The organism is Streptomyces sp. ID05-39B, assembly GCF_033794725.1.
GTDB classification, from domain to species: domain Bacteria; phylum Actinomycetota; class Actinomycetes; order Streptomycetales; family Streptomycetaceae; genus Streptomyces; species Streptomyces bobili.
In genome coordinates this window covers 1-19,097 of record NZ_JARGEF010000165.1, presented here as the reverse complement: position 1 = coordinate 19,097, position 19,097 = coordinate 1, and the positions used below count along the sequence as shown (strand labels likewise).

15 protein-coding genes and 3 tRNA genes are annotated in these 19,097 nt (G+C 69.4%); 10 read left to right on the top strand and 8 right to left on the bottom strand.

The features are described from left to right. From hrpA to P1P75_RS28530, 3 genes are all read left to right on the top strand, one after another. Positions 1-3,942, top strand: a 3,942-nt coding sequence (gene hrpA / locus P1P75_RS28540; protein WP_319260617.1) for an ATP-dependent RNA helicase HrpA, incomplete at its 5' end; no start/stop codon positions are given. 95 nt (positions 3,943-4,037) lie between these two features. Further along, a tRNA-Asp gene (locus P1P75_RS28535) sits at positions 4,038-4,112 on the top strand. 312 nt (positions 4,113-4,424) lie between these two features. Next, entirely contained in the window at positions 4,425-4,628 is a 204-nt protein-coding gene (locus P1P75_RS28530; protein WP_319260614.1) for a DUF6274 family protein, read from the top strand. 428 nt (positions 4,629-5,056) lie between these two features. Here P1P75_RS28530 and bldC read toward each other — a convergent pair whose 3' ends face one another. Further along, complete coding sequence (bldC, locus tag P1P75_RS28525; RefSeq protein WP_003949541.1) at positions 5,057-5,263, bottom strand: developmental transcriptional regulator BldC; 207 nt, start codon at positions 5,261-5,263, stop codon at positions 5,057-5,059. 548 nt (positions 5,264-5,811) lie between these two features. Then, positions 5,812-6,654 (bottom strand): hypothetical protein, encoded by an 843-nt coding sequence (locus P1P75_RS28520; protein WP_319260612.1) that lies wholly within the window; start codon positions 6,652-6,654, stop codon positions 5,812-5,814. A 221-nt stretch (positions 6,655-6,875) separates the two neighbouring features. Between P1P75_RS28520 and P1P75_RS28515 the strand changes: the two genes are divergently transcribed. Together P1P75_RS28515 and P1P75_RS28510 are read left to right on the top strand one after the other, a co-directional pair. Then, complete coding sequence (locus tag P1P75_RS28515) at positions 6,876-7,979, top strand: Glu/Leu/Phe/Val dehydrogenase dimerization domain-containing protein (RefSeq protein WP_319260609.1); 1,104 nt, start codon at positions 6,876-6,878, stop codon at positions 7,977-7,979. Positions 7,980-8,259: 280 nt separating this feature from the next. Further along, complete coding sequence (locus P1P75_RS28510; RefSeq protein ID WP_086771923.1) at positions 8,260-8,517, top strand: DUF3073 domain-containing protein; 258 nt, start codon at positions 8,260-8,262, stop codon at positions 8,515-8,517. 87 nt (positions 8,518-8,604) lie between these two features. On the opposite strand, the gene purM is transcribed toward P1P75_RS28510, so the two are convergent. The 6 genes from purM to purS all read right to left on the bottom strand — a co-directional run bounded on the left by purM (position 8,605) and on the right by purS (position 15,962). Beyond that, on the bottom strand, positions 8,605-9,672 hold the full coding sequence (purM, locus tag P1P75_RS28505; RefSeq protein WP_319260606.1) for a phosphoribosylformylglycinamidine cyclo-ligase: 1,068 nt from the start codon (positions 9,670-9,672) through the stop codon (positions 8,605-8,607). A 46-nt stretch (positions 9,673-9,718) separates the two neighbouring features. Next, on the bottom strand, positions 9,719-11,248 hold the full coding sequence (purF, locus tag P1P75_RS28500; RefSeq protein ID WP_086771921.1) for an amidophosphoribosyltransferase: 1,530 nt from the start codon (positions 11,246-11,248) through the stop codon (positions 9,719-9,721). A gap of 244 nt (positions 11,249-11,492) precedes the next feature. Continuing rightward, entirely contained in the window at positions 11,493-12,290 is a 798-nt protein-coding gene (locus tag P1P75_RS28495) for a sterol carrier family protein (RefSeq protein WP_319260604.1), read from the bottom strand. A gap of 476 nt (positions 12,291-12,766) precedes the next feature. Then, positions 12,767-15,025, bottom strand: a complete 2,259-nt coding sequence (gene purL, locus P1P75_RS28490) for a phosphoribosylformylglycinamidine synthase subunit PurL (RefSeq protein WP_319260602.1) — start codon at positions 15,023-15,025, stop codon at positions 12,767-12,769. Continuing rightward, positions 15,022-15,702 carry a phosphoribosylformylglycinamidine synthase subunit PurQ gene (gene purQ / locus P1P75_RS28485; RefSeq protein ID WP_086771918.1) on the bottom strand — a complete coding sequence of 227 codons (681 nt, stop codon included), beginning with the start codon at positions 15,700-15,702 and terminating at the stop codon, positions 15,022-15,024. The genes purL and purQ overlap by 4 nt, the downstream gene beginning before the upstream one ends. After that, entirely contained in the window at positions 15,699-15,962 is a 264-nt protein-coding gene (gene purS / locus P1P75_RS28480) for a phosphoribosylformylglycinamidine synthase subunit PurS (RefSeq protein ID WP_015659417.1), read from the bottom strand. The genes purQ and purS overlap by 4 nt, the downstream gene beginning before the upstream one ends. A 419-nt stretch (positions 15,963-16,381) precedes the next feature. Here purS and P1P75_RS28475 point away from each other — a divergent pair, with 419 nt between their 5' ends. The 5 genes from P1P75_RS28475 to P1P75_RS28455 all read left to right on the top strand — a co-directional run bounded on the left by P1P75_RS28475 (position 16,382) and on the right by P1P75_RS28455 (position 19,052). Beyond that, entirely contained in the window at positions 16,382-16,699 is a 318-nt protein-coding gene (locus P1P75_RS28475) for an Lsr2 family protein (protein ID WP_319260599.1), read from the top strand. A gap of 202 nt (positions 16,700-16,901) precedes the next feature. After that, positions 16,902-16,973, top strand: a tRNA-Gly gene (locus tag P1P75_RS28470). Between the two features lie 80 nt (positions 16,974-17,053). Next, positions 17,054-17,129, top strand: a tRNA-Gly gene (locus P1P75_RS28465). A 154-nt stretch (positions 17,130-17,283) separates the two neighbouring features. Continuing rightward, a complete protein-coding gene (locus tag P1P75_RS28460; protein ID WP_319260596.1) occupies positions 17,284-18,240 on the top strand; it encodes an ABC transporter ATP-binding protein in 957 nt (318 codons plus the stop codon). Then, a complete protein-coding gene (locus P1P75_RS28455) occupies positions 18,237-19,052 on the top strand; it encodes an ABC transporter permease (protein ID WP_319260593.1) in 816 nt (271 codons plus the stop codon). Before P1P75_RS28460 ends, P1P75_RS28455 begins: the two co-directional genes overlap by 4 nt. Positions 19,053-19,097: the final 45 nt, after the last annotated feature.

The following is a 19,097-nucleotide window of genomic DNA, read 5'->3' as shown; positions in this document are numbered from 1 at the left end:
TCTACGCACCCCGCCCCCGCCCTCGGCGTTCTCGCCCCCCGTCTGACCGAGCTGTCCCTGCGTGATGCGCACCGGCTCGGGCGCAGGCTCGAAGGCGCGCGCAAGATCCGCAACCCTCAGGCGCGAGCCGCCGTCCTCGCCGAGATCGAGGCCGAGGTCGCGACCGCCGAGGAACGGATGGGCGCGCGGCGCACCCGTATGCCCGCCGTCACCTATCCCGAACAGCTGCCGGTCAGCCAGAAGAAGGACGTGATCGCGGAGGCCATCCGCGACCACCAGGTCGTGATCGTGGCCGGTGAGACCGGGTCCGGCAAGACGACGCAGATCCCGAAGATCTGTCTGGAGCTGGGCCGGGGCGTCCGCGGCATGATCGGGCACACCCAGCCGCGCCGGATCGCCGCCCGCACGGTGGCCGAGCGGGTGGCCGAGGAGCTGCGCTCGCCGCTCGGCGAGGCCGTCGGCTGGAAGGTGCGGTTCACCGACCAGGTGAACCCGGACGCCACCTTCGTGAAACTGATGACGGACGGCATCCTGCTCGCCGAGATCCAGACCGACCGCGAGCTGCGCGCCTACGACACGATCATCATCGACGAGGCCCACGAGCGGTCCCTCAACATCGACTTCCTGCTGGGCTACCTCGCCCAGCTGCTGCCGAGGCGCCCCGACCTGAAGGTCATCATCACCTCGGCCACCATCGACCCCGAGCGGTTCTCCCGGCACTTCGGTGAGGCGCCGATCATCGAGGTCAGCGGGCGGACCTACCCCGTGGAGGTGCGGTACCGGCCGCTCCTGGAGGAGGAGTCCGAGGACGCCGACCGCGACCAGATCACCGCCATCACGGACGCCGTCGACGAGCTGATGGGGGAGGGGAAGGGCGACATCCTCGTCTTCCTCTCCGGTGAGCGGGAGATCCGGGACACCGCGGACGCGCTGGAGAAGAAGCAGTACCGGTTCACCGAAGTGCTGCCGTTGTACGCCCGCCTCTCGCACGCCGAGCAGCATCGGGTGTTCCAGCAGCACACCGGGCGCAGGATCGTGCTCGCGACCAACGTCGCCGAGACCTCGCTGACCGTTCCGGGCATCAAGTACGTCATCGACCCCGGGTTCGCCAGGATCAGCCGGTACAGCCACCGCACCAAGGTGCAGCGGCTGCCGATCGAGGCGATCTCGCAGGCCAGCGCCAACCAGCGCAAGGGCCGCTGCGGCCGTACCTCCGACGGCATCTGCATCCGGCTGTACAGCGAGGACGACTTCCTCGCCCGGCCCGAGTTCACCGACGCGGAGATCCTGCGGACCAACCTGGCGAGCGTCATCCTCCAGATGACCGCGGCCGGGCTCGGCGAGATCGAGAAGTTCCCGTTCATCGACCCGCCGGACCACCGCAACATCCGGGACGGCGTACAGCTCCTCCAGGAGCTGGGCGCCCTGGACCCGACGCAGAAGGATCCGCGCAGACGCCTGACGGAGACCGGCCGCAAGCTGGCCCAGCTGCCCGTCGACCCGCGGCTGGCCCGGATGGTCCTGGAGGCCGACAAGAACGGCTGTGCCCGCGAGGTCATGGTGATAGCCGCCGCGCTGTCCATCCAGGACCCGCGCGAGCGCCCGGCCGACAAGCAGACCCAGGCGGACCAGCAGCACGCCCGATTCAAGGACGAGACCAGCGACTTCCTCGCCTACCTCAACCTGTGGCGGTACATCCGCGAGCAGCAGAAGGAGCGCGGGTCGTCGTCGTTCCGCCGGATGTGCAAGCAGGAGTACCTGAACTTCCTGCGCATCCGCGAATGGCAGGACATCTACTCGCAGCTGCGGACCGTCGCCAAACAGCTGGGCATCCACCTCGACGAGCGGGACGCCGCCGGCGACAGCATCCATGTCTCGCTCCTCGCCGGCCTGCTGTCCCACATCGGGATGAAGGACGTCAAGGAAGGCAACAAGAACGAGTATCTGGGCGCCCGGAGCGCCAAGTTCGCGCTCTTCCCGGGCTCGGCGCTGTTCAAGAAGCAGCCCCGGTTCGTCATGTCGGCGGAGCTGGTGGAGACGAGCCGCCTCTGGGCCCGCGTCAACGCCAAGATCGAGCCCGAATGGGTCGAGCCGCTCGCCGAGCACCTCCTGAAGCGGACGTACAGCGAGCCGCACTGGGAGAAGGACCAGGCCGCGGTGATGGCACTGGAGAAGGTCACGCTGTACGGCGTGCCGATCATCGCCCAGCGCAAGGTGAACTACGGGCGCATCGACCCGGAGGTCTCCCGCGAGCTGTTCATCCGCAACGCCCTCGTCGAGGGCGACTGGCGCACACACCACAAGTTCTTCGCCGACAACCGCAGACTCCTCAGCGAGGTCGAGGAGTTGGAGCACCGGGCCCGGCGCAGGGACATCGTCGTCGACGACGAGACGCTGTACGACTTCTACGACCAGCGGGTGCCCGACCATGTCGTGTCCGGCGCCCACTTCGACTCCTGGTGGAAGCACAAGCGGCACGAGCAGCCCGACTTCCTGGACTTCGAGCGGGAGATGCTCATCCGGGAGTCGGCCGGCGCGGTCACCAAGGACGACTATCCGGACACCTGGCGGCAGGGTCCGCTGAAGTTCCGGGTGACCTACCAGTTCGAGCCGGGCGCGGACGCGGACGGCGTGACCGTCCACATCCCGCTCCAGGTCCTCAACCAGGTCACGGACGAGGGCTTCGACTGGCAGATCCCGGGCCTGCGCGAGGAGGTCGTCACCGAGCTGATCCGTTCGCTGCCGAAGCCGATCCGCCGCAACTACGTGCCGGCGCCGAACTTCGCCCAGCGGTTCCTGGACCAGGCGGTGCCGTTGCGGGAGCCGCTGACGACGGCGATGGCCCGCGACCTCAAGCGGATGGTCGGCGTCCCCTTCGAGGCGGAGGACTTCGACTGGTCCCGTCTCCCCGACCACCTGAAGATCACCTTCCGGATCGTCGACGAGCGGCGCCGCAAACTGGCCGAGGACAAGGACCTGGAGACGCTGAAGCTGCGGCTGAAGCCCAAGGCCCGCCAGGCCATCTCCCAGGCCGCCGCGGCCATCGCCGAGCGGGAGGGCGGCGAGTCGCTGGAGCGCTCCGGCCTGACCGACTGGACGATCGGCACGCTCACCCGCGTCTTCGAGACCCGCCGGGCCGGCCAGCCGGTCAAGGCGTACCCGGCGCTGGTCGACGACGGCGACACCGTCTCCGTCCGCCTCTTCGACATCGAGGAGGAGCAGGCCGAGGCGATGTGGAAGGGCACCCGCCGGCTGATCCTGCGCAACATCCCGGTCAACCCGGCGAAGTTCGCGTCCGAGAAGCTGACGAACGCCCACAAGCTCGCCCTGTCCGCGAATCCGCACGGCTCCGTCCAGGAACTCTTCGACGACTGCGCGATGGCCGCGGCGGACAAGCTGATCGGCGACTTCGGCGGACCGGCGTGGGACGAGGAGTCGTACCGGAAGCTGTACGACAAGGTGCGGGCGGAGATCGTCGACACGACCGTGCGGACGGTCGGGCAGGTGCAGCAGGTCCTGGCGGCCTGGCAGTCCTGCGAGCGCCGCCTGAAGGGCGTACGCAGCCCCTCGCTGCTGGCCAACCTGACGGACGTGCGCAAGCAGCTGGACGTGCTCGTACGGCCCGGCTTCGTGACGCAGGCGGGGCTGCGCCGGATGCCCGACCTGATGCGGTACCTCGTGGCCGCGGACCGGCGCCTGCAGCAGATGCCGACCAACGCCCAGCGGGACACCGCCCGCATGGAGAAGGTCCACGAGATGCAGGACGAGTACGCCTGGCTGCTGGAGCAGCTGCCCGCGGGCCGCCCGGTGCCGTCCTCGGTGCTGGACATCCGGTGGATGATCGAGGAGCTGCGGGTGAGCTACTTCGCCCACGCGCTGGGCACGGCGTACCCCGTCTCGGACAAGCGGATCGTGAAGGCGATCGACGCGGCCGCACCGTGACATCTCCCGCACGGAGGGTGAGTTCGACCAGGCGGGCCACCCTCCTGTAGAGTCTCGTCTCGCAGCACAGCGCAACAAAACGTGCCGCAAAACCTGGTCCTGTGGAGCAGTTTGGAGTGCTCGCCACCCTGTCAAGGTGGAGGCCGCGGGTTCAAATCCCGTCAGGACCGCACAGATCGAAGAGGGCCCGTACCCACTGGGGTACGGGCCCTCTTCACATCCCCCCGCCCGCTCACACCCACCCGATACGGGCACTCTCCACACCCCCGCCCGCTCGCCACCCCGCCAAGACGAAGGCCGCGCCCGCGACGCAGCCGCCATCGGGCACAGCAAAATTCCGTCAGGACCGCATCGTCGAGGGCTCGGATCTTCGGATCCGGGCTCGTCCCGTATGCCCGGCGTGGCCTTGACGGCGTCACTTTCGGCCGGTACCCCAGAAGTTCAGGGCTGTGCTCCCCCGGGGGCTCCACTGGAGGTGGCGTATGACGGCATCGGCTGGGCACGAGACGCGGGCGTTGCTCCGCGCGCATCTGTCGGCCGCGTCGCCCTACCGGCATCGGACCCACCACTGCCCCGTCTGCCGCCGTCTTCAGCGGCTGGTGGCGGACGGCACCGCCCAGGCCACCGAGGAGCCCACGGGGGCACCGCACGAGGCCGGCGAGGACGAACAGTCGTACAGCGCCTGACCCTTGACGTCGCCAATAGCGCACACGCGTCGGCGGCAACAAGACCAGTGGCATGTGACGGGTGTCACTGCATGAGTTTTGGGAAGGTGGGTTCTTACCCACTACCTACAACTGGTCAATTTAATATGTGCAATTGCACCACTCCGCCAGGCACCCCCACGGATCCCCCGGAGGCTTCCCACAGCGGATCCGACAGCCCTCCACAGGGCACCCCAGACTTCGACAAGGACACGTGCGGAGCGCGTGGACAGGGCCGCCCCGGGCACACAAAAAAGATCGCGCCGGACTCGGCGGAGTCCAGCGCGATCGACGACGCACCGTGTGGGCTACGGGCCTGTTGGGGCAGAACCCGCGTCGCTTGAAGCCAGGGTTCGGACATCTCGGCAGATTGGGGGACCCGCGGTGTTGATGTCCGGTTGTTCAGTTGCTCAGGCTTCGCTGCGCTGCTGCGGAATACCCGCGAGCAGTGCGCGAACCTCAGCCTCGCGGTAACGGCGGTGTCCGCCGAGCGTGCGGATCGACGTGAGCTTGCCGGCCTTGGCCCAGCGTGTGACCGTCTTGGGGTCAACACGGAACATGGTGGCAACCTCAGCCGGGGTCAGCAGCGGCTCAGCATCAGGGGTGCGAGCGGTCATGAGCGGCCTCCTCGGGAGAACCGAACCTTCTCGGTTCTTTCCTCTAAATTCTGCACCTTGACCCGCGTTGCCCGAAATGGCGGACGCGAGTCGAGTCGGTTATAGGACGAACGGCTTGTCCTCGGCACTACAACTACACCATCCGTCCAGCCGCGTCGGCCAAACCGATGGAATTGCCCCCCAGGTGTTCATCGGCGACGGAAGCCGATGGACCGTGCCATAGCGGACAGTCACGCCAGTGTGACGATCAGTCACACGGCGATCAGGAGGTACCAGACCCCCCAAAGAGTCGCAATGCTGAGATTCCCCCCACGATGGAGCACAAGTGGACGGAGGAGCCCTCCCCGGACTCCTTGTCCTATTTTGGCACGAGGAGGGGCAAGCGGCGCAAGGGCCGTGTACGTGCGGTCCGTCACCCTTGCGACAAAAGCCCGGATCGGGACCTACGTCCCGTCAGTTCCGTGAAGTGCGCTGACCGTACGCTGTTCGAGGGCATATGACCGTGACGCAGGTCACGATGGGAAGCACCTGTCGCGTCTGTCACACCGTCAGTTCGCCGAGCGCCGGTCCCGTACCGCCTGCCAGCGCTCCGCGAGCCTGGCGTAGGCCTCGCCCGCCGCGGGGCCGTCCCCGCGCCGCAGGGCGTCGATGCCGGCGGCGACGTCGGCCGCCGAGTGATCGCCCTCCAGATCGCCGGCCGGCAGGGCGTGGACGAGCCCGCCGTAGTCCAGTTCCACCAGCGAACGCGGGTGGAACTCCTCGAGCCAGCGCCCCACGTCCACCAGCCCGTCGATGAGCGGCCCCTCGTCCATGGCGTCCTTGAGGGCGCGCAGGCCCCGTGCCACCCTGCGGCGGGCCTGCACCATCGGCGTCCGGTAGCGCAGCACCGGGGCCTGCTCGGCGGTCCCCTTCTCGTACTCGCGCTCCTCGTCGGAGAGGAGCACGAACCAGTTCAGCGGGATCTGCCAGGTCGCCGTGCGGATCCAGGGGCGGGCGTCGGGATTGCGGAGGAGCCAGCGCTCGTAGTCCTGGGCTGCCTGGAGGCGGACCAGGGGCGGCAGGACCGCGTCCAGGACCGGACCGGCCAGTTCGTCGCCCAGCTCCCCCAGGGCCTGCCAGCCGCGCAGCCTGGTCCGCCAGGGGCACACGCAGACGACCCCGTCCACGTCGGCCACGAACGCGTCGCCGCTCTCGTGCACCGGCACGGCGATCGGCGGGGTGGGCAGCAGGTCGGCCAGCGAGCGGCGCAGCTCGTCCTGGCAGGTGGGGCGGTCGGGGCGGCGGGCGTAGCGCGCCCAGTGGTCGCGCTCCGGCTCCGGGAAGGCGGCCAGCGGCTCGTACACGCGCAGATAGGCCGCGTACGGGACGATCACCGAGGACACCTGAGGCACGCCTGCTCCCTCCCCCTTGGGCCGACCGGGAAACCTTCCGGGGCACCTGGTGAAGGGTCCGGAAAACATGCAGATCGTCGCACGGGTGTACTCCGCGGGGAGGTGATCCGCAACACGACGCGTCCGGCGGGCCGTGCAGGCTCTACGCTCATCCCACAGGCCCCGCCACCCGTACGGGAGCCTCCGTCCCGCCCGCCGCTAGTTACCCAGGAGTCACCACAGTGACCGACGTATCCGGCGCCCCTGATCATGTGCTGCACACCTTGTTCCACTCGGACCAGGGTGGTCATGAGCAAGTCGTGCTCTGCCAGGACCGTGCCAGCGGCCTGAAGGCCGTCATCGCCCTCCACTCCACCGCCCTGGGCCCCGCCCTCGGCGGTACGCGCTTCTACCCGTACGCCTCCGAGGAGGAGGCCGTCGCCGACGCGCTGAACCTCGCGCGCGGGATGTCGTACAAGAACGCCATGGCCGGGCTGGACCACGGCGGCGGCAAGGCCGTGATCATCGGCGATCCCGACACGATCAAGTCCGAAGAGCTGCTGCTCGCCTATGGCCGTTTCGTGGCCTCTCTCGGTGGGCGGTACGTGACCGCCTGCGACGTCGGCACCTATGTCGCCGACATGGACGTCGTGGCGCGCGAGTGCCGCTGGACGACCGGACGCTCGCCGGAGAACGGCGGCGCGGGCGACTCGTCGGTACTGACCGCCTTCGGCGTCTACCAGGGCATGCGGGCCAGCGCCCAGCACCTGTGGGGCGACCCCTCGCTGCGCGGCCGCACTGTCGGCGTGGCGGGCGTCGGCAAGGTCGGCCACCACCTCGTGGAGCACCTGCGGGACGAGGGCGCCCAGGTCGTGATCACGGACGTGCGCGAGGACGCCGTACGCCGGATCCTCGACCGGCACCCCGAGGGTGTGACGGCGGTGGCGGACACCGAGGCGCTGATCCGGACCGAGGGGCTCGACATCTACGCCCCCTGCGCGCTGGGCGGGGCGCTGAGCGACGACTCGGTGCCGGTGCTGACCGCGCGGATCGTGTGCGGGGCGGCCAACAACCAGCTCGCCCACCCGGGCGTCGAGAAGGACCTCGCCGACCGCGGGATCCTCTACGCGCCGGACTACGTGGTGAACGCCGGCGGGGTCATCCAGGTCGCCGACGAGCTGCACGGGTTCGACTTCGAGCGGTGCAAGGCGAAGGCCGCGAAGATCTTCGACACCACGCTGGCCATATTCGCACGTGCGAAGACGGACGGGATTCCGCCGGCCGCGGCCGCCGACCGGATCGCCGAGCAGCGCATGCACGAGGCGGCTCAGGCACGCGGCTGGTGAGTCCGTTCGGTACCCGCCGGGAGAAAGTTCGAGAGAACTCTCACCCTTCCCGGCGGGTCGCCCGCCAATAAGTGGTTAAAATCGCCACTGACCAGCGAGGACAGGGCGCCTCGAAGGTTCTGTGCACACGCGCGTGCTACGGGCGACGTACCGTATGGGTTCGGGCTCAGGTACCGTGGAAGCCCTACGGACCGGCCTCTCCGCGGAGAGTCCGTTCCGGACCATGAACGCGTGTCAAGACTCTGGGGCCGTCGAGCCCCGTCGTTGAGGGGGTCGAGCCATGGGGCGCGGCCGGGCCAAGGCCAAGCAAGCGAAGGTCGCCCGCCAGCTGAAGTACAACAGCGGCGGGACTGATCTCTCACGCCTGGCCGAAGAGCTGGGCGCATCGCCATCGAACGTTCCGCCGAATGGGGAACCGTTCGAGGATGATGACGATGAGCAGGACGACGACCCGTACGCACGGTACGCCGAGCTGTACGGGGACGACGACGAGGACGAGGACGAGGACTCCTCGCACCAACACCGTCGCGGCGCTTGACCTTGCTTCGAGCACTCACCCGGTCGGTGACTTCGGTCACCGACCGGGTCTTGTGCTGCGCACAGGGTTTCAGCCCGTGTACGAATCTCAGCCGGCGTAGTCCCCGACCAGGGCCGCACCACTCGTGTGCTCCCCGCGGTCGGTGATCTCGCCCGCGACCCACGCCTCGACCCCGCGGTCGGCCAGCGTGGTCAGCGCCACGTCCGCGGACTCCTCCGGGACGATGGCGATCATGCCCACGCCCATGTTCAGGGTCTTCTCCAGCTCCAGCCGCTCGACCCGGCCGGTCCGGCCGACCAGGTCGAAGATCGGTGCCGGGGTCCAGGTGGAGCGGTCCACGATCGCGTGCAGGCCGTCGGGGATGACCCGGGCCAGGTTGGCCGCGAGTCCGCCGCCGGTCACGTGCGAGAAGGCGTGCACGTCCGTCGTGCGGGTGAGGGCCAGACAGTCCAGCGAGTAGATCTTCGTCGGCTCCAGCAGCTCCTCGCCGAGGGTGCGGCCGAACTCCTCGACGCGCGCCTCCAGGGAGAGACCTGCCTGGTTCAGGAGCACGTGGCGGACAAGCGAGTACCCGTTGGAGTGAAGACCGGAGGCCGCCATGGCGATCACCGCGTCGCCCGAGCGGATGCGGTCGGGGCCCAGCAGCCGGTCCGCCTCCACGACGCCCGTACCGGCGCCGGCGACGTCGAAGTCGTCCGGACCCAGCAGCCCCGGGTGCTCGGCCGTCTCGCCGCCGACCAGGGCGCAGCCGGCCAGGACACAACCTTCGGCGATGCCCTTGACGATGGCGGCGACACGCTCGGGGTGGACCTTGCCGACACAGATGTAGTCGGTCATGAACAGCGGCTCGGCGCCGCACACCACGATGTCGTCCATGACCATGGCGACCAGGTCGTGGCCGATGGTGTCGTAGACGCCCAGCTGCCGGGCGATGTCGACCTTGGTGCCGACGCCGTCGGTGGCGGAGGCGAGCAGGGGACGCTCGTAGTGCTTGAGGGCGGAGGCGTCGAAGAGGCCGGCGAAGCCGCCGAGGCCGCCGAGGACCTCGGGGCGCTGCGTCTTCTTCACCCACTCCTTCATGAGTTCCACGGCGCGGTCGCCCGCTTCGATGTCGACGCCCGCAGCTGCGTAGCTGGCACCAGTTGTCTCAGACATGGGAGGTGAGAACTTTCGTGTCGTACGGCAGGTAGGACGGGACCGACTACGGGCGGCGGATCGCGTCGGCGGCGGCCGTCGCGGCCGGGCCGGCGGCCAGCTCCGTTTCCAGGAGCTGCTTGCCGAGCAGCTCGGGGTCGGGCAGATCCATCGGGTACTCGCCGTCGAAGCAGGCGCGGCAGAGGTTCGGCTTGGCGATGGTGGTCGCCTCGATCATGCCGTCGATGGAGATGTACGCCAGGGAGTCGGCGCCGAGCGAGGTGCCGATCTCTTCGATCGACATGCCGTTGGCGATCAGCTCGGCGCGGGTGGCGAAGTCGATGCCGAAGAAGCAGGGCCACTTCACGGGCGGCGAGGAGATCCGGATGTGGACCTCGGCGGCGCCGGCCTCGCGGAGCATGCGGACCAGGGCGCGCTGGGTGTTGCCGCGCACGATCGAGTCGTCGACGACGACCAGGCGCTTGCCCTTGATGACTTCCTTGAGCGGGTTCAGCTTCAGGCGGATGCCCAGCTGGCGGATGGTCTGCGAGGGCTGGATGAAGGTCCGGCCCACGTAGGCATTCTTGACCAGGCCGGCGCCGAAGGGGATGCCGGAGGCTTCCGCGTAGCCGATGGCGGCAGGGGTGCCCGATTCCGGGGTGGCTATGACCAGGTCGGCCTCGGCCGGGGCTTCCTTGGCGAGTTTCCGTCCCATCTCCACGCGGGAGAGGTACACGTTCCGGCCGGCGATGTCGGTGTCCGGGCGGGCCAGGTAGACGTACTCGAAGATGCAGCCCTTGGGCTTCGCTTCCGCGAATCGGGAGGTGCGCAGGCCGTTCTCGTCGATGGCGACGAACTCGCCCGGCTCGATCTCGCGGACGTACGCGGCGCCGCAGATGTCGAGGGCGGCGGACTCCGAGGCGACGACCCAGCCGCGCTCCAGGCGCCCGAGGACCAGCGGGCGGATGCCCTGCGGGTCGCGGGCGGCGTACAGGGTGTGCTCGTCCATGAAGACGAGCGAGAACGCGCCGCGGACCTTCGGGAGGACCGAGTGGGCGGCCTCCTCGATGGTCAGGGGCTTGCCGTCCTCGTCGACCTGGGCCGCGAGGAGCGCGGTGAGCAGGTCGGTGTCGTTGGTCGCCGCGACGCGCGGGGTGCGGCCGCCCTCCTGCTTGGGCAGGTCGGCGACCATCTCGGCGAGCTGGGCGGTGTTGACGAGGTTGCCGTTGTGCCCGAGCGCGATGGAACCGTGCGCGGTGGCGCGGAACGTCGGCTGGGCGTTCTCCCACACGGAGGCGCCGGTGGTCGAGTAGCGGGCGTGACCGACCGCGATATGACCCTGGAGCGAACCGAGCGAGGTCTCGTCGAAGACCTGGGAGACGAGTCCCATGTCCTTGAAGACGAGGATCTGAGAGCCGTTGCTGACCGCGATTCCCGCGGATTCCTGGCCTCGATGCTGGAGGGCGTAGAGCCCGAAGTAAGTGAGCTTGGCGACCTCTTCACCGGGGGCCCAGACCCCGAAGACGCCGCAAGCGTCCTGGGGGCCCTTCTCGCCGGGGAGCAGATCATGACTGAGTCGACCGTCACCACGTGGCACATCATCGAGTGTAGGCGAGATCGACCACTGGTCCGAATTGGGGATACCCGTGAGTAACTCGATCTTGAGCACTCCAGAGCCACCGTGATCGACCCATCTCCGCAGGTCAGACCATATTTTCGGTGATCCACTCGCCGGACGCGGGCCGCGCGTCGGGGCCTGTCCGGCGTCTCGCTCCACGGGCATGAGTGAGCTGTCGCACACCATTAGGCATCCGCTGGGCACCCACTGGGCCTCCGCTGCGTCAGGACATCAGCGGCAGCAGCCCCGCGAGGTCCGCACGCTCCCCGCTCGCGACGACCTTCGCCTCCTCGACGGCCCGCTGCCAGGTGAGCCGCCCGGAGGCCAGCCGTACCCAGGTCAGCGGGTCGGTCTCGACGACGTTGGGCGGGGTGCCACGGGTGTGCCGGGGCCCTTCGACGCACTGCACGACGGCGTACGGCGGAATGCGCACCTCGGTGGAGCCGCCGGGCGCCCTGACGGCCAGCGCGTCGGCCAGCAGGCGGGTGGCGGCGGCGAGGGCCTGACGGTCGTAGGGGATGTCCAGGCCGGGGACGGCCGCGTTGAGGTCGTCGGTGTGGACGACGAGTTCGACGGTGCGGGTGACCAGGTAGTCGGCCAGCGGCAGCGCACCGGCGTTCGTCTCCAGCACCCGGGAGCCGGGGTGGGCGTCGAGCTGTCCGACGAGGGCCTCTTCCACGCCCGCGAGGTAGGCGTCCAGGTCCGGGTGGTCCGCGGCCAGCCGCCGGGTGAAGGCATCGATCGCACGGGCGCTCACGGACGTCGCGAACGGCCAGTCGAGCACCGTGGCGTCCGGCTTCGCCGGCTCCGGCAGATCGAGCGACCGCCCGATCGCCGTGACGGCCATCCCGATGTGCGCGACCAGCTCCCGTACGGTCCACTCCCCCAGCCGCGTGGGCAGCGCGAGTTGCCCGGGAGTGAGCGTGCGGACGGCTTCCCGCACGTTGTCCAGCTGGGCGAGCACGGCGGTGCGGGTCCTGGCGGGGTCATAGGCGCGGGAGCGCTTCTTGGCCGGTGGCATGCGAAGCAGCCTAGGCGGCGGGCGCGGGCCGCGGATCCCCGTTCCCTGAGTGCGACGCGACGACGCCTGCTCGGCGGGTTCGCGGCGCCTCGGCGGCCGGCCGACGGGAGGCGGGGCCGATGGCAACTCGCGGTGCCGACGCGGCGGTGGTGTTCCTCGATCACGGCACGCCCCGGGCCGGTCCCCGGCACGTCCGCCCGTCGGACACTGATCGGCGGACACGGGCCGGTGATCCACCGCGTTCCACGGCGTGTGTCCGGCCCGGATCCGCCAGTTGCTCGGCTGGACGGGGTGCGACGACCGGATCGAACCGCGCGGCGGGACGGCCGAGACGGGACCGCCGCCGAGTCAGGGGCCGGGGGCCTCGCGCCAGGCCCGGCCCGGAAAGCGGGCAGCCCCCGTCCGCAAGCGTGCTGGGCGCTTCCGGACGGGGGCTTCGGCGTCGCAGGGGCCCTGGGGGCGTACGGCTGCGTCGGTTACGCGAGGAGGGCCGGGATCGTCTCCTCGTGCGCGGTGCGCAGTTCGGTCAGCGGCAGGGCGAACTCGCCCTGGACGTCGACCGTGTCACCGTCGACGACACCGATGCGGGTGACCGGCAGGCCACGGGCACCGCACATGTCGGTGAAGCGGAGTTCCTCCGAGCGCGGGACGGCGACGACCGCGCGGCCCGCCGACTCCGAGAAGAGGAAGGTGAACGCGTCCAGGCCGTCCGGGACGACCAGGCGGGCGCCCTTGTCGCCGAGCAGCGCCGACTCGACCACGGCCTGGATCAGACCGCCGTCGGACAGGTCGTGCGCGGCGTCGATCATGCCGTCGCGGGAGGCGGAGATCAGGATCTCGGCCAGCAGGCGCTCACGCTCCAGGTCGACCTTCGGGGGCAGCCCGCCGAGGTGGTCGTGGATGACCTGGGACCAGGCCGAGCCGCCGAACTCCTCACGGGTGTCGCCGAGGAGGTACAGCAGCTGGCCCTCCTCGCCAAAGGCGACCGGGGTGCGCCGGGCCACGTCGTCGATGACGCCGAGGACCGCGACGACCGGGGTCGGGTGGATGGCCGCCTCGCCCGTCTGGTTGTAGAGGGAGACATTGCCGCCGGTCACCGGGGTGCCGAGCTGCTGGCAGGCGTCGGCGAGACCGCGGATGGCCTCCGCGAACTGCCACATGACCGCCGGGTCCTCGGGCGAGCCGAAGTTCAGGCAGTCGGAGACGGCGAGGGGCTTGGCGCCGGTCGTGGCCACATTGCGGTACGCCTCGGACAGAGCGAGCTGGGCGCCGTGGTACGGGTCCAGCTTCGTGTACCGGCCGTTGCCGTCGGTCGCGATGGCGACGCCGAGGCCGGTCTCCTCGTCGATGCGGATCATGCCCGAGTCCTCGGGCTGGGCCAGCACCGTGTTGCCCTGCACGAAGTGGTCGTACTGGGACGTGATCCACTTCTTGGAGGCCTGGTTGGGAGAGGACACCAGCTTCAGGACCTGGTCCCTCAGCTCCTCGCCCGTGCCCGGCCTGGGCAGCTTGTTCGCGTCGTCGGCCTGGAGGGCGTCCTGCCAGTCCGGGCGGGCGTACGGGCGCTCGTAGACCGGGCCGTCGTGGGCGACCGTGCGCGGGTCGACGTCGACGATCTTGCCGCCGTGCCAGTAGATCTCCAGGCGGTCGCCGTCGGTCACCTCACCGATGACGGTGGCGATGACGTCCCACTTGTCGCAGATCTCCAGGAAGCGGTCGACCTTCGCCGGCTCGACGACCGCGCACATGCGTTCCTGCGACTCGCTCATGAGGATTTCCTCGGGCGAGAGCGTGGAGTCGCGCAGCGGTACGTCGTCCAGCGTCACGCGCATGCCGCCCGAGCCGTTGGAGGCCAGCTCGCTCGTCGCGCAGGAAAGGCCGGCCGCGCCGAGGTCCTGGATGCCGACGACCAGCTTCTCGGCGAACGCCTCCAGGGTGCACTCGATGAGGAGCTTCTCCTGGAACGGGTCGCCGACCTGGACGGCCGGACGCTTCGACGGCTTGGCGTCGTCGAAGGTCTCCGAGGCCAGGATGGAGGCGCCGCCGATGCCGTCGCCGCCGGTGCGGGCGCCGTACAGGATGACCTTGTTGCCCGCGCCGGATGCCTTCGCGAGGTGGATGTCCTCGTGCCGCATCACGCCGATGGCGCCGGCGTTGACCAGCGGGTTGCCCTGGTAGCAGGCGTCGAAGACGACCTCGCCGCCGATGTTGGGCAGGCCGAGGCAGTTGCCGTAGCCGCCGATGCCGGCGACGACGCCGGGCAGCACGCGCTTGGTGTCGGGGTGGTCGGCCGCGCCGAAGCGCAGCGGGTCGACCACGGCCACCGGGCGGGCGCCCATCGCGATGATGTCGCGGACGATGCCGCCGACACCGGTCGCGGCGCCCTGGTAGGGCTCGACGTAGGACGGGTGGTTGTGCGACTCGACCTTGAAGGTCACCGCGTACCCCTGGCCGACGTCCACCACGCCCGCGTTCTCGCCGATGCCGACGAGCATGGCGTCCGACTGGGGGGCCTTCTCGCCGAACTGGCGGAGGTGGACCTTGGAGGACTTGTACGAGCAGTGCTCGGACCACATGACCGAGTACATGGCGAGTTCGGCGCCGGTCGGGCGGCGGCCGAGGATCTCCACCACCCGCTCGTACTCGTCCTTCTTCAGACCGAGTTCGGCCCAGGGCAGCTCGACGTCGGGGGTAGCGGTCGCGTGCTCGACCGTGTCCAGAGGCGTCCGGCTCATGCGTTGACCAGCTTCTTGAGGATCGAGGTGAAGAAGGGCAGGCCGTCGGTGCGGCCGGAGCCGATGAGCGGCTCGACGGCGTGCTCCGGGTGCGGCATGAGGCCTACGACGTTCCCGGCCTCGTTGCTGATACCGGCGATGTCACGGAGCGAACCGTTGGGGTTGAGGCCCAGGTAGCGGAAGGCGACCCGGCCCTCGGCCTCGAGCTTGTCGAGGGTGTACTCGTCGGCGACGTACCGGCCGTCCATGTTCTTCAGCGGGATGTGGATCTCCTGGCCGGCCGTGTAGTCGGTCGTCCAGGCGGTGTCCGCGTTCTCCACCCGCAGCTTCTGGTCGCGGCAGATGAAGTGGAGGTGGTCGTTGCCGAGCATCGCGCCCGGGAGGAGGTGCGCCTCGGTGAGGATCTGGAAGCCGTTGCAGATGCCGAGGACCGGCAGTCCGGCCTTCGCCTGCTCGATGAGCGGTTCCATCACCGGCGAGAAACGGGCGATGGCGCCGGCGCGCAGATAGTCGCCGTAGGAGAAACCGCCGCACAGCACCACGGCGTCGACCTGGTGGAGGTCCTTGTCCTTGTGCCAGAGAGCGACGGGCTCGGCGCCCGCGAGTCGGATCGCGCGCTGCGTGTCCCGGTCGTCCAGGCTGCCCGGGAAAGTGACGACGCCAATACGAGCGGTCACTTCGCGGCCTCCGCGACTTCCTCCACCTTGACGGTGAAGTCCTCGATCACGGTGTTGGCGAGGAAAGATTCCGCAAGATCGTGGATGCGGGCGAGCGCGGCCTCGTCGACCGGTCCGTCAACTTCCAGTTCGAATCGCTTTCCCTGACGTACGTCGGAGATACCTTCGAAACCCAGCCGCGGCAGTGCGCGCTGCACCGCCTGGCCCTGGGGGTCGAGGATCTCCGGCTTGAGCATGACGTCGACTACGACGCGTGCCACTGGCACTCCCGGTGTTGTGGTGCTGAGCAGGTTCCTGCGTGTGTCTTCAGACTACCCGCACAAAATTTCTACGCGGGTAGAGTTGGAGGAATCTACGTGACCGTGATCACGATCGGGTACCGGATGAGGTGACGGAGCAGGCTGTTCACGAAAAGTTCCGGGAAAGATCCGAGATGCGCCCCGGCTACCTATTGCGCCCACCCGTCTCCCACCCCCACCCTCAATCGAAGTCGCTCACGCTCCCTCATGATTCCTGAGACACGCTGAGAGATTTAGTCGGGCTTCACATTCGATTGCCGGGCACTGTACAAATGAAATGGCATTAGCCGATACTTTGCCCCATAACTAGCGGACAGTCGACATCTCCGTGGCGTCTTGGCACGTCATCGCAGAGCTGTCGCACGAAGGGACCGATATTCGTGGCGCAGAAGGTCGTGGTCACTCTCTTTGACGACATCGACGGCTCGGAAGCGGCGGAAACGATCGCCTTCGGACTCGACGGCAGGTCGTACGAGATCGACCTGAATGAAGCCAATGCCAGGAAACTGCGTAAGGCCCTCGCGCCCTACGTGGACGCCGGCCGCAAGCGGTCCAGGTCCGGCAAGGCGTACAGGCAGACTGAGGTCGCCCCCGACCCGGCGGCGGTCCGCGCCTGGGCCCAGGCCAACAAGCTGGACGTGCCGGCGCGCGGGCGCATCCCCAAGAAGGTGTACGAGGCGTTCGCCGAGGCTCAGTGAGCGCGGTGCGCGCGTGAGGGCGTAGTGCGCGAGTGTGGGCCGGGGTCGTGAGCGCCGGCTCGTCAGCGGCCTCCGCGCACCGCCCCCGGGGCCCGTCAGCGGGCCCCGGGGGCAACCGACTTGCGCTACCCCCCACATGGTCGGCTAATGTCTGGAGCACGCCAGCGGGGCGGGGCCGAAAAGCCCAGCTCACACAGGTCGTGCGGGTGTAGTTCAGTAGTAGAACATCCCCCTTCCAGGGGGAAGGCGCAGTGTGCAATTCCTGTCACCCGCTCTGCATCGCCGTCCCGATCACACATGTGGATCAGGTAGGCTGGTGCCCGCGCCGATCGGTGAAAGCCCGTCGGATGCAATGCGGACGTAGCTCAGTTGGTAGAGCGCAACCTTGCCAAGGTTGAGGTCGCGAGTTCGAGCCTCGTCGTCCGCTCCAGTTCAAAGGCCCCGGTCATCGACCGGGGCCTTTGGCGTGTCTCCCCTTTCCCGCTTCCCCGCCCGTCCTCTCTCCCTCCCTTCTGACATTTGTCATGTGGAACGGCTGACAACAGGCACTGCCGTCGGCGGCCTGCCGAAGGGAAACTTGAGTCATGGAAGCCAGGGGCACGAATGAACACGTGATCGAGGTCACCGACCTCCGGCGTGTGTACGGGGGCGGGTTCGAGGCGGTCCGGGGGATCTCCTTCCACGTCGGCCGTGGGGAGGTCTTCGCACTGCTCGGTACCAACGGCGCCGGCAAGACCTCCACGGTCGAGTTGCTCGAGGGACTGGAGCGGCCCGACGGTGGGCGGGTCCGGATCCTCGGCCACGATCCCTACACCGAGCGGGCCGCCGTACGGCCGCGGACGGGGGTGATGCTCCAGGAGGGCGGCTTTCCGTCCGAGCTGAGCGTCGCCGAGACCGCGCGGATGTGGGCGGGCTGCGTCAGCCGGGCCCGGCCGGTCGCGGAGGCGCTGACGCTGGTGGGGCTCGCCGGGAAGGCCGGCGTACGGGTGAAGCAGTTGTCCGGGGGTGAGCGGCGGCGGCTCGATCTGGCGCTCGCGCTGCTCGGGGAGCCGGAGGTGCTGTTCCTCGACGAGCCGACCACCGGGCTGGACGCCGAGGGCCGGCGCGACACCTGGGACCTGGTGCGCGCCCTGCGGGACGCCGGGACGACCGTGCTGCTGACCACGCACTACCTGGAGGAGGCGGAGGGGCTCGCCGACCGGCTGGCCATCCTGCACCAGGGGCGGATCGCGGTCTCCGGGACACCCGCCGAGGTGACGGCCGAGCAGCCGTCCCGGATCTCCTTCCGGCTGCCAGACGGGTACTTCGTCGGCGATCTGCCGCCGCTGGACGCGCTCGGCGTGTGCGACCACGAGATCGACGGAGGTCTCGTGCGGCTGCGGACCCGGGAGTTGCAGCGGGCGGCCACCGGGCTGCTGGTGTGGGCCGAGCGGGCCGGAGTGGAACTACAGGGGCTCGACCTGCGGTCGGCCTCGCTGGAGGAGGCGTTCCTCGGCATCGCCCGGGAGGCCTCCGCGAAGAACGAGGAGGTCGCGGCATGAGCGGCGGTACGGTCACCCAGTCCTCGCGCGGCTCTGTCAGGGGGCCGGTGACCACTCCGGTGAGCCGGATGGCCGCCCTCGCCCGCGCCGAACTCACCCTGCTCGGGCGCAGCAAGGCCACCATCATCGCGGCCGTCCTGGTGCCCCTCGGGCTGCCGTTCAGCCTGCGGCCGGTGGTGGACGACATGAACGTCGAGGACTCCGGGCTCAGCGTCGGGCTGGTGCTGCTGCCCGCGGCCATCGGGTTCTCGCTGCTGTTCGGCGTGTACTCGGCGCTCACCGGCATCTACACCGCACGGCGCGAGGAACTCGTGCTGAAGCGGCTGCGCACCGGCGAACTGCGGGACGCGGAGGTCGTCGCCGGTTCCGCGCTGCCGGTGTTCGCCATGGGGCTGGTGCAGTGCGTGGTGCTGGCGGTGGGCTGTACGGCCTTCCTCGACGTGCCCGCCCCCGAGGCGCCCCATCTCGCCGTCCTCGGAGTGCTGCTGGGCCTCGTGATGTGCTCGGCGCTGGGAGCGGTCACCGCGAGCGTGACGCGGACCGTGGAGAGCGCTCAGGTGACGACCATGCCGTTCGTGCTGGTGTCGATGGTCGCCTCCGGGGTGGCCGTCCCGCTGGAGCTGCTGCCCGACCGGGTCGCCTCCGGCTTCGAACTGTTGCCGCTGAGCCCGGTGATCACCCTCGTCCGCGGCGGCTGGAGCGGCGACCTCTCGGCGTACGAGGCCCTCGGTGCGCTGGCGACCGCGCTGGCCTGGACCGTGCTCGCGGTGTTTGCTGTACAGCGGTGGTTCCGCTGGGAACCGCGACGCTGAGGGGCCGGGGCGACGGGGGAGAGACGCGGATGCACGGGGCGGAGC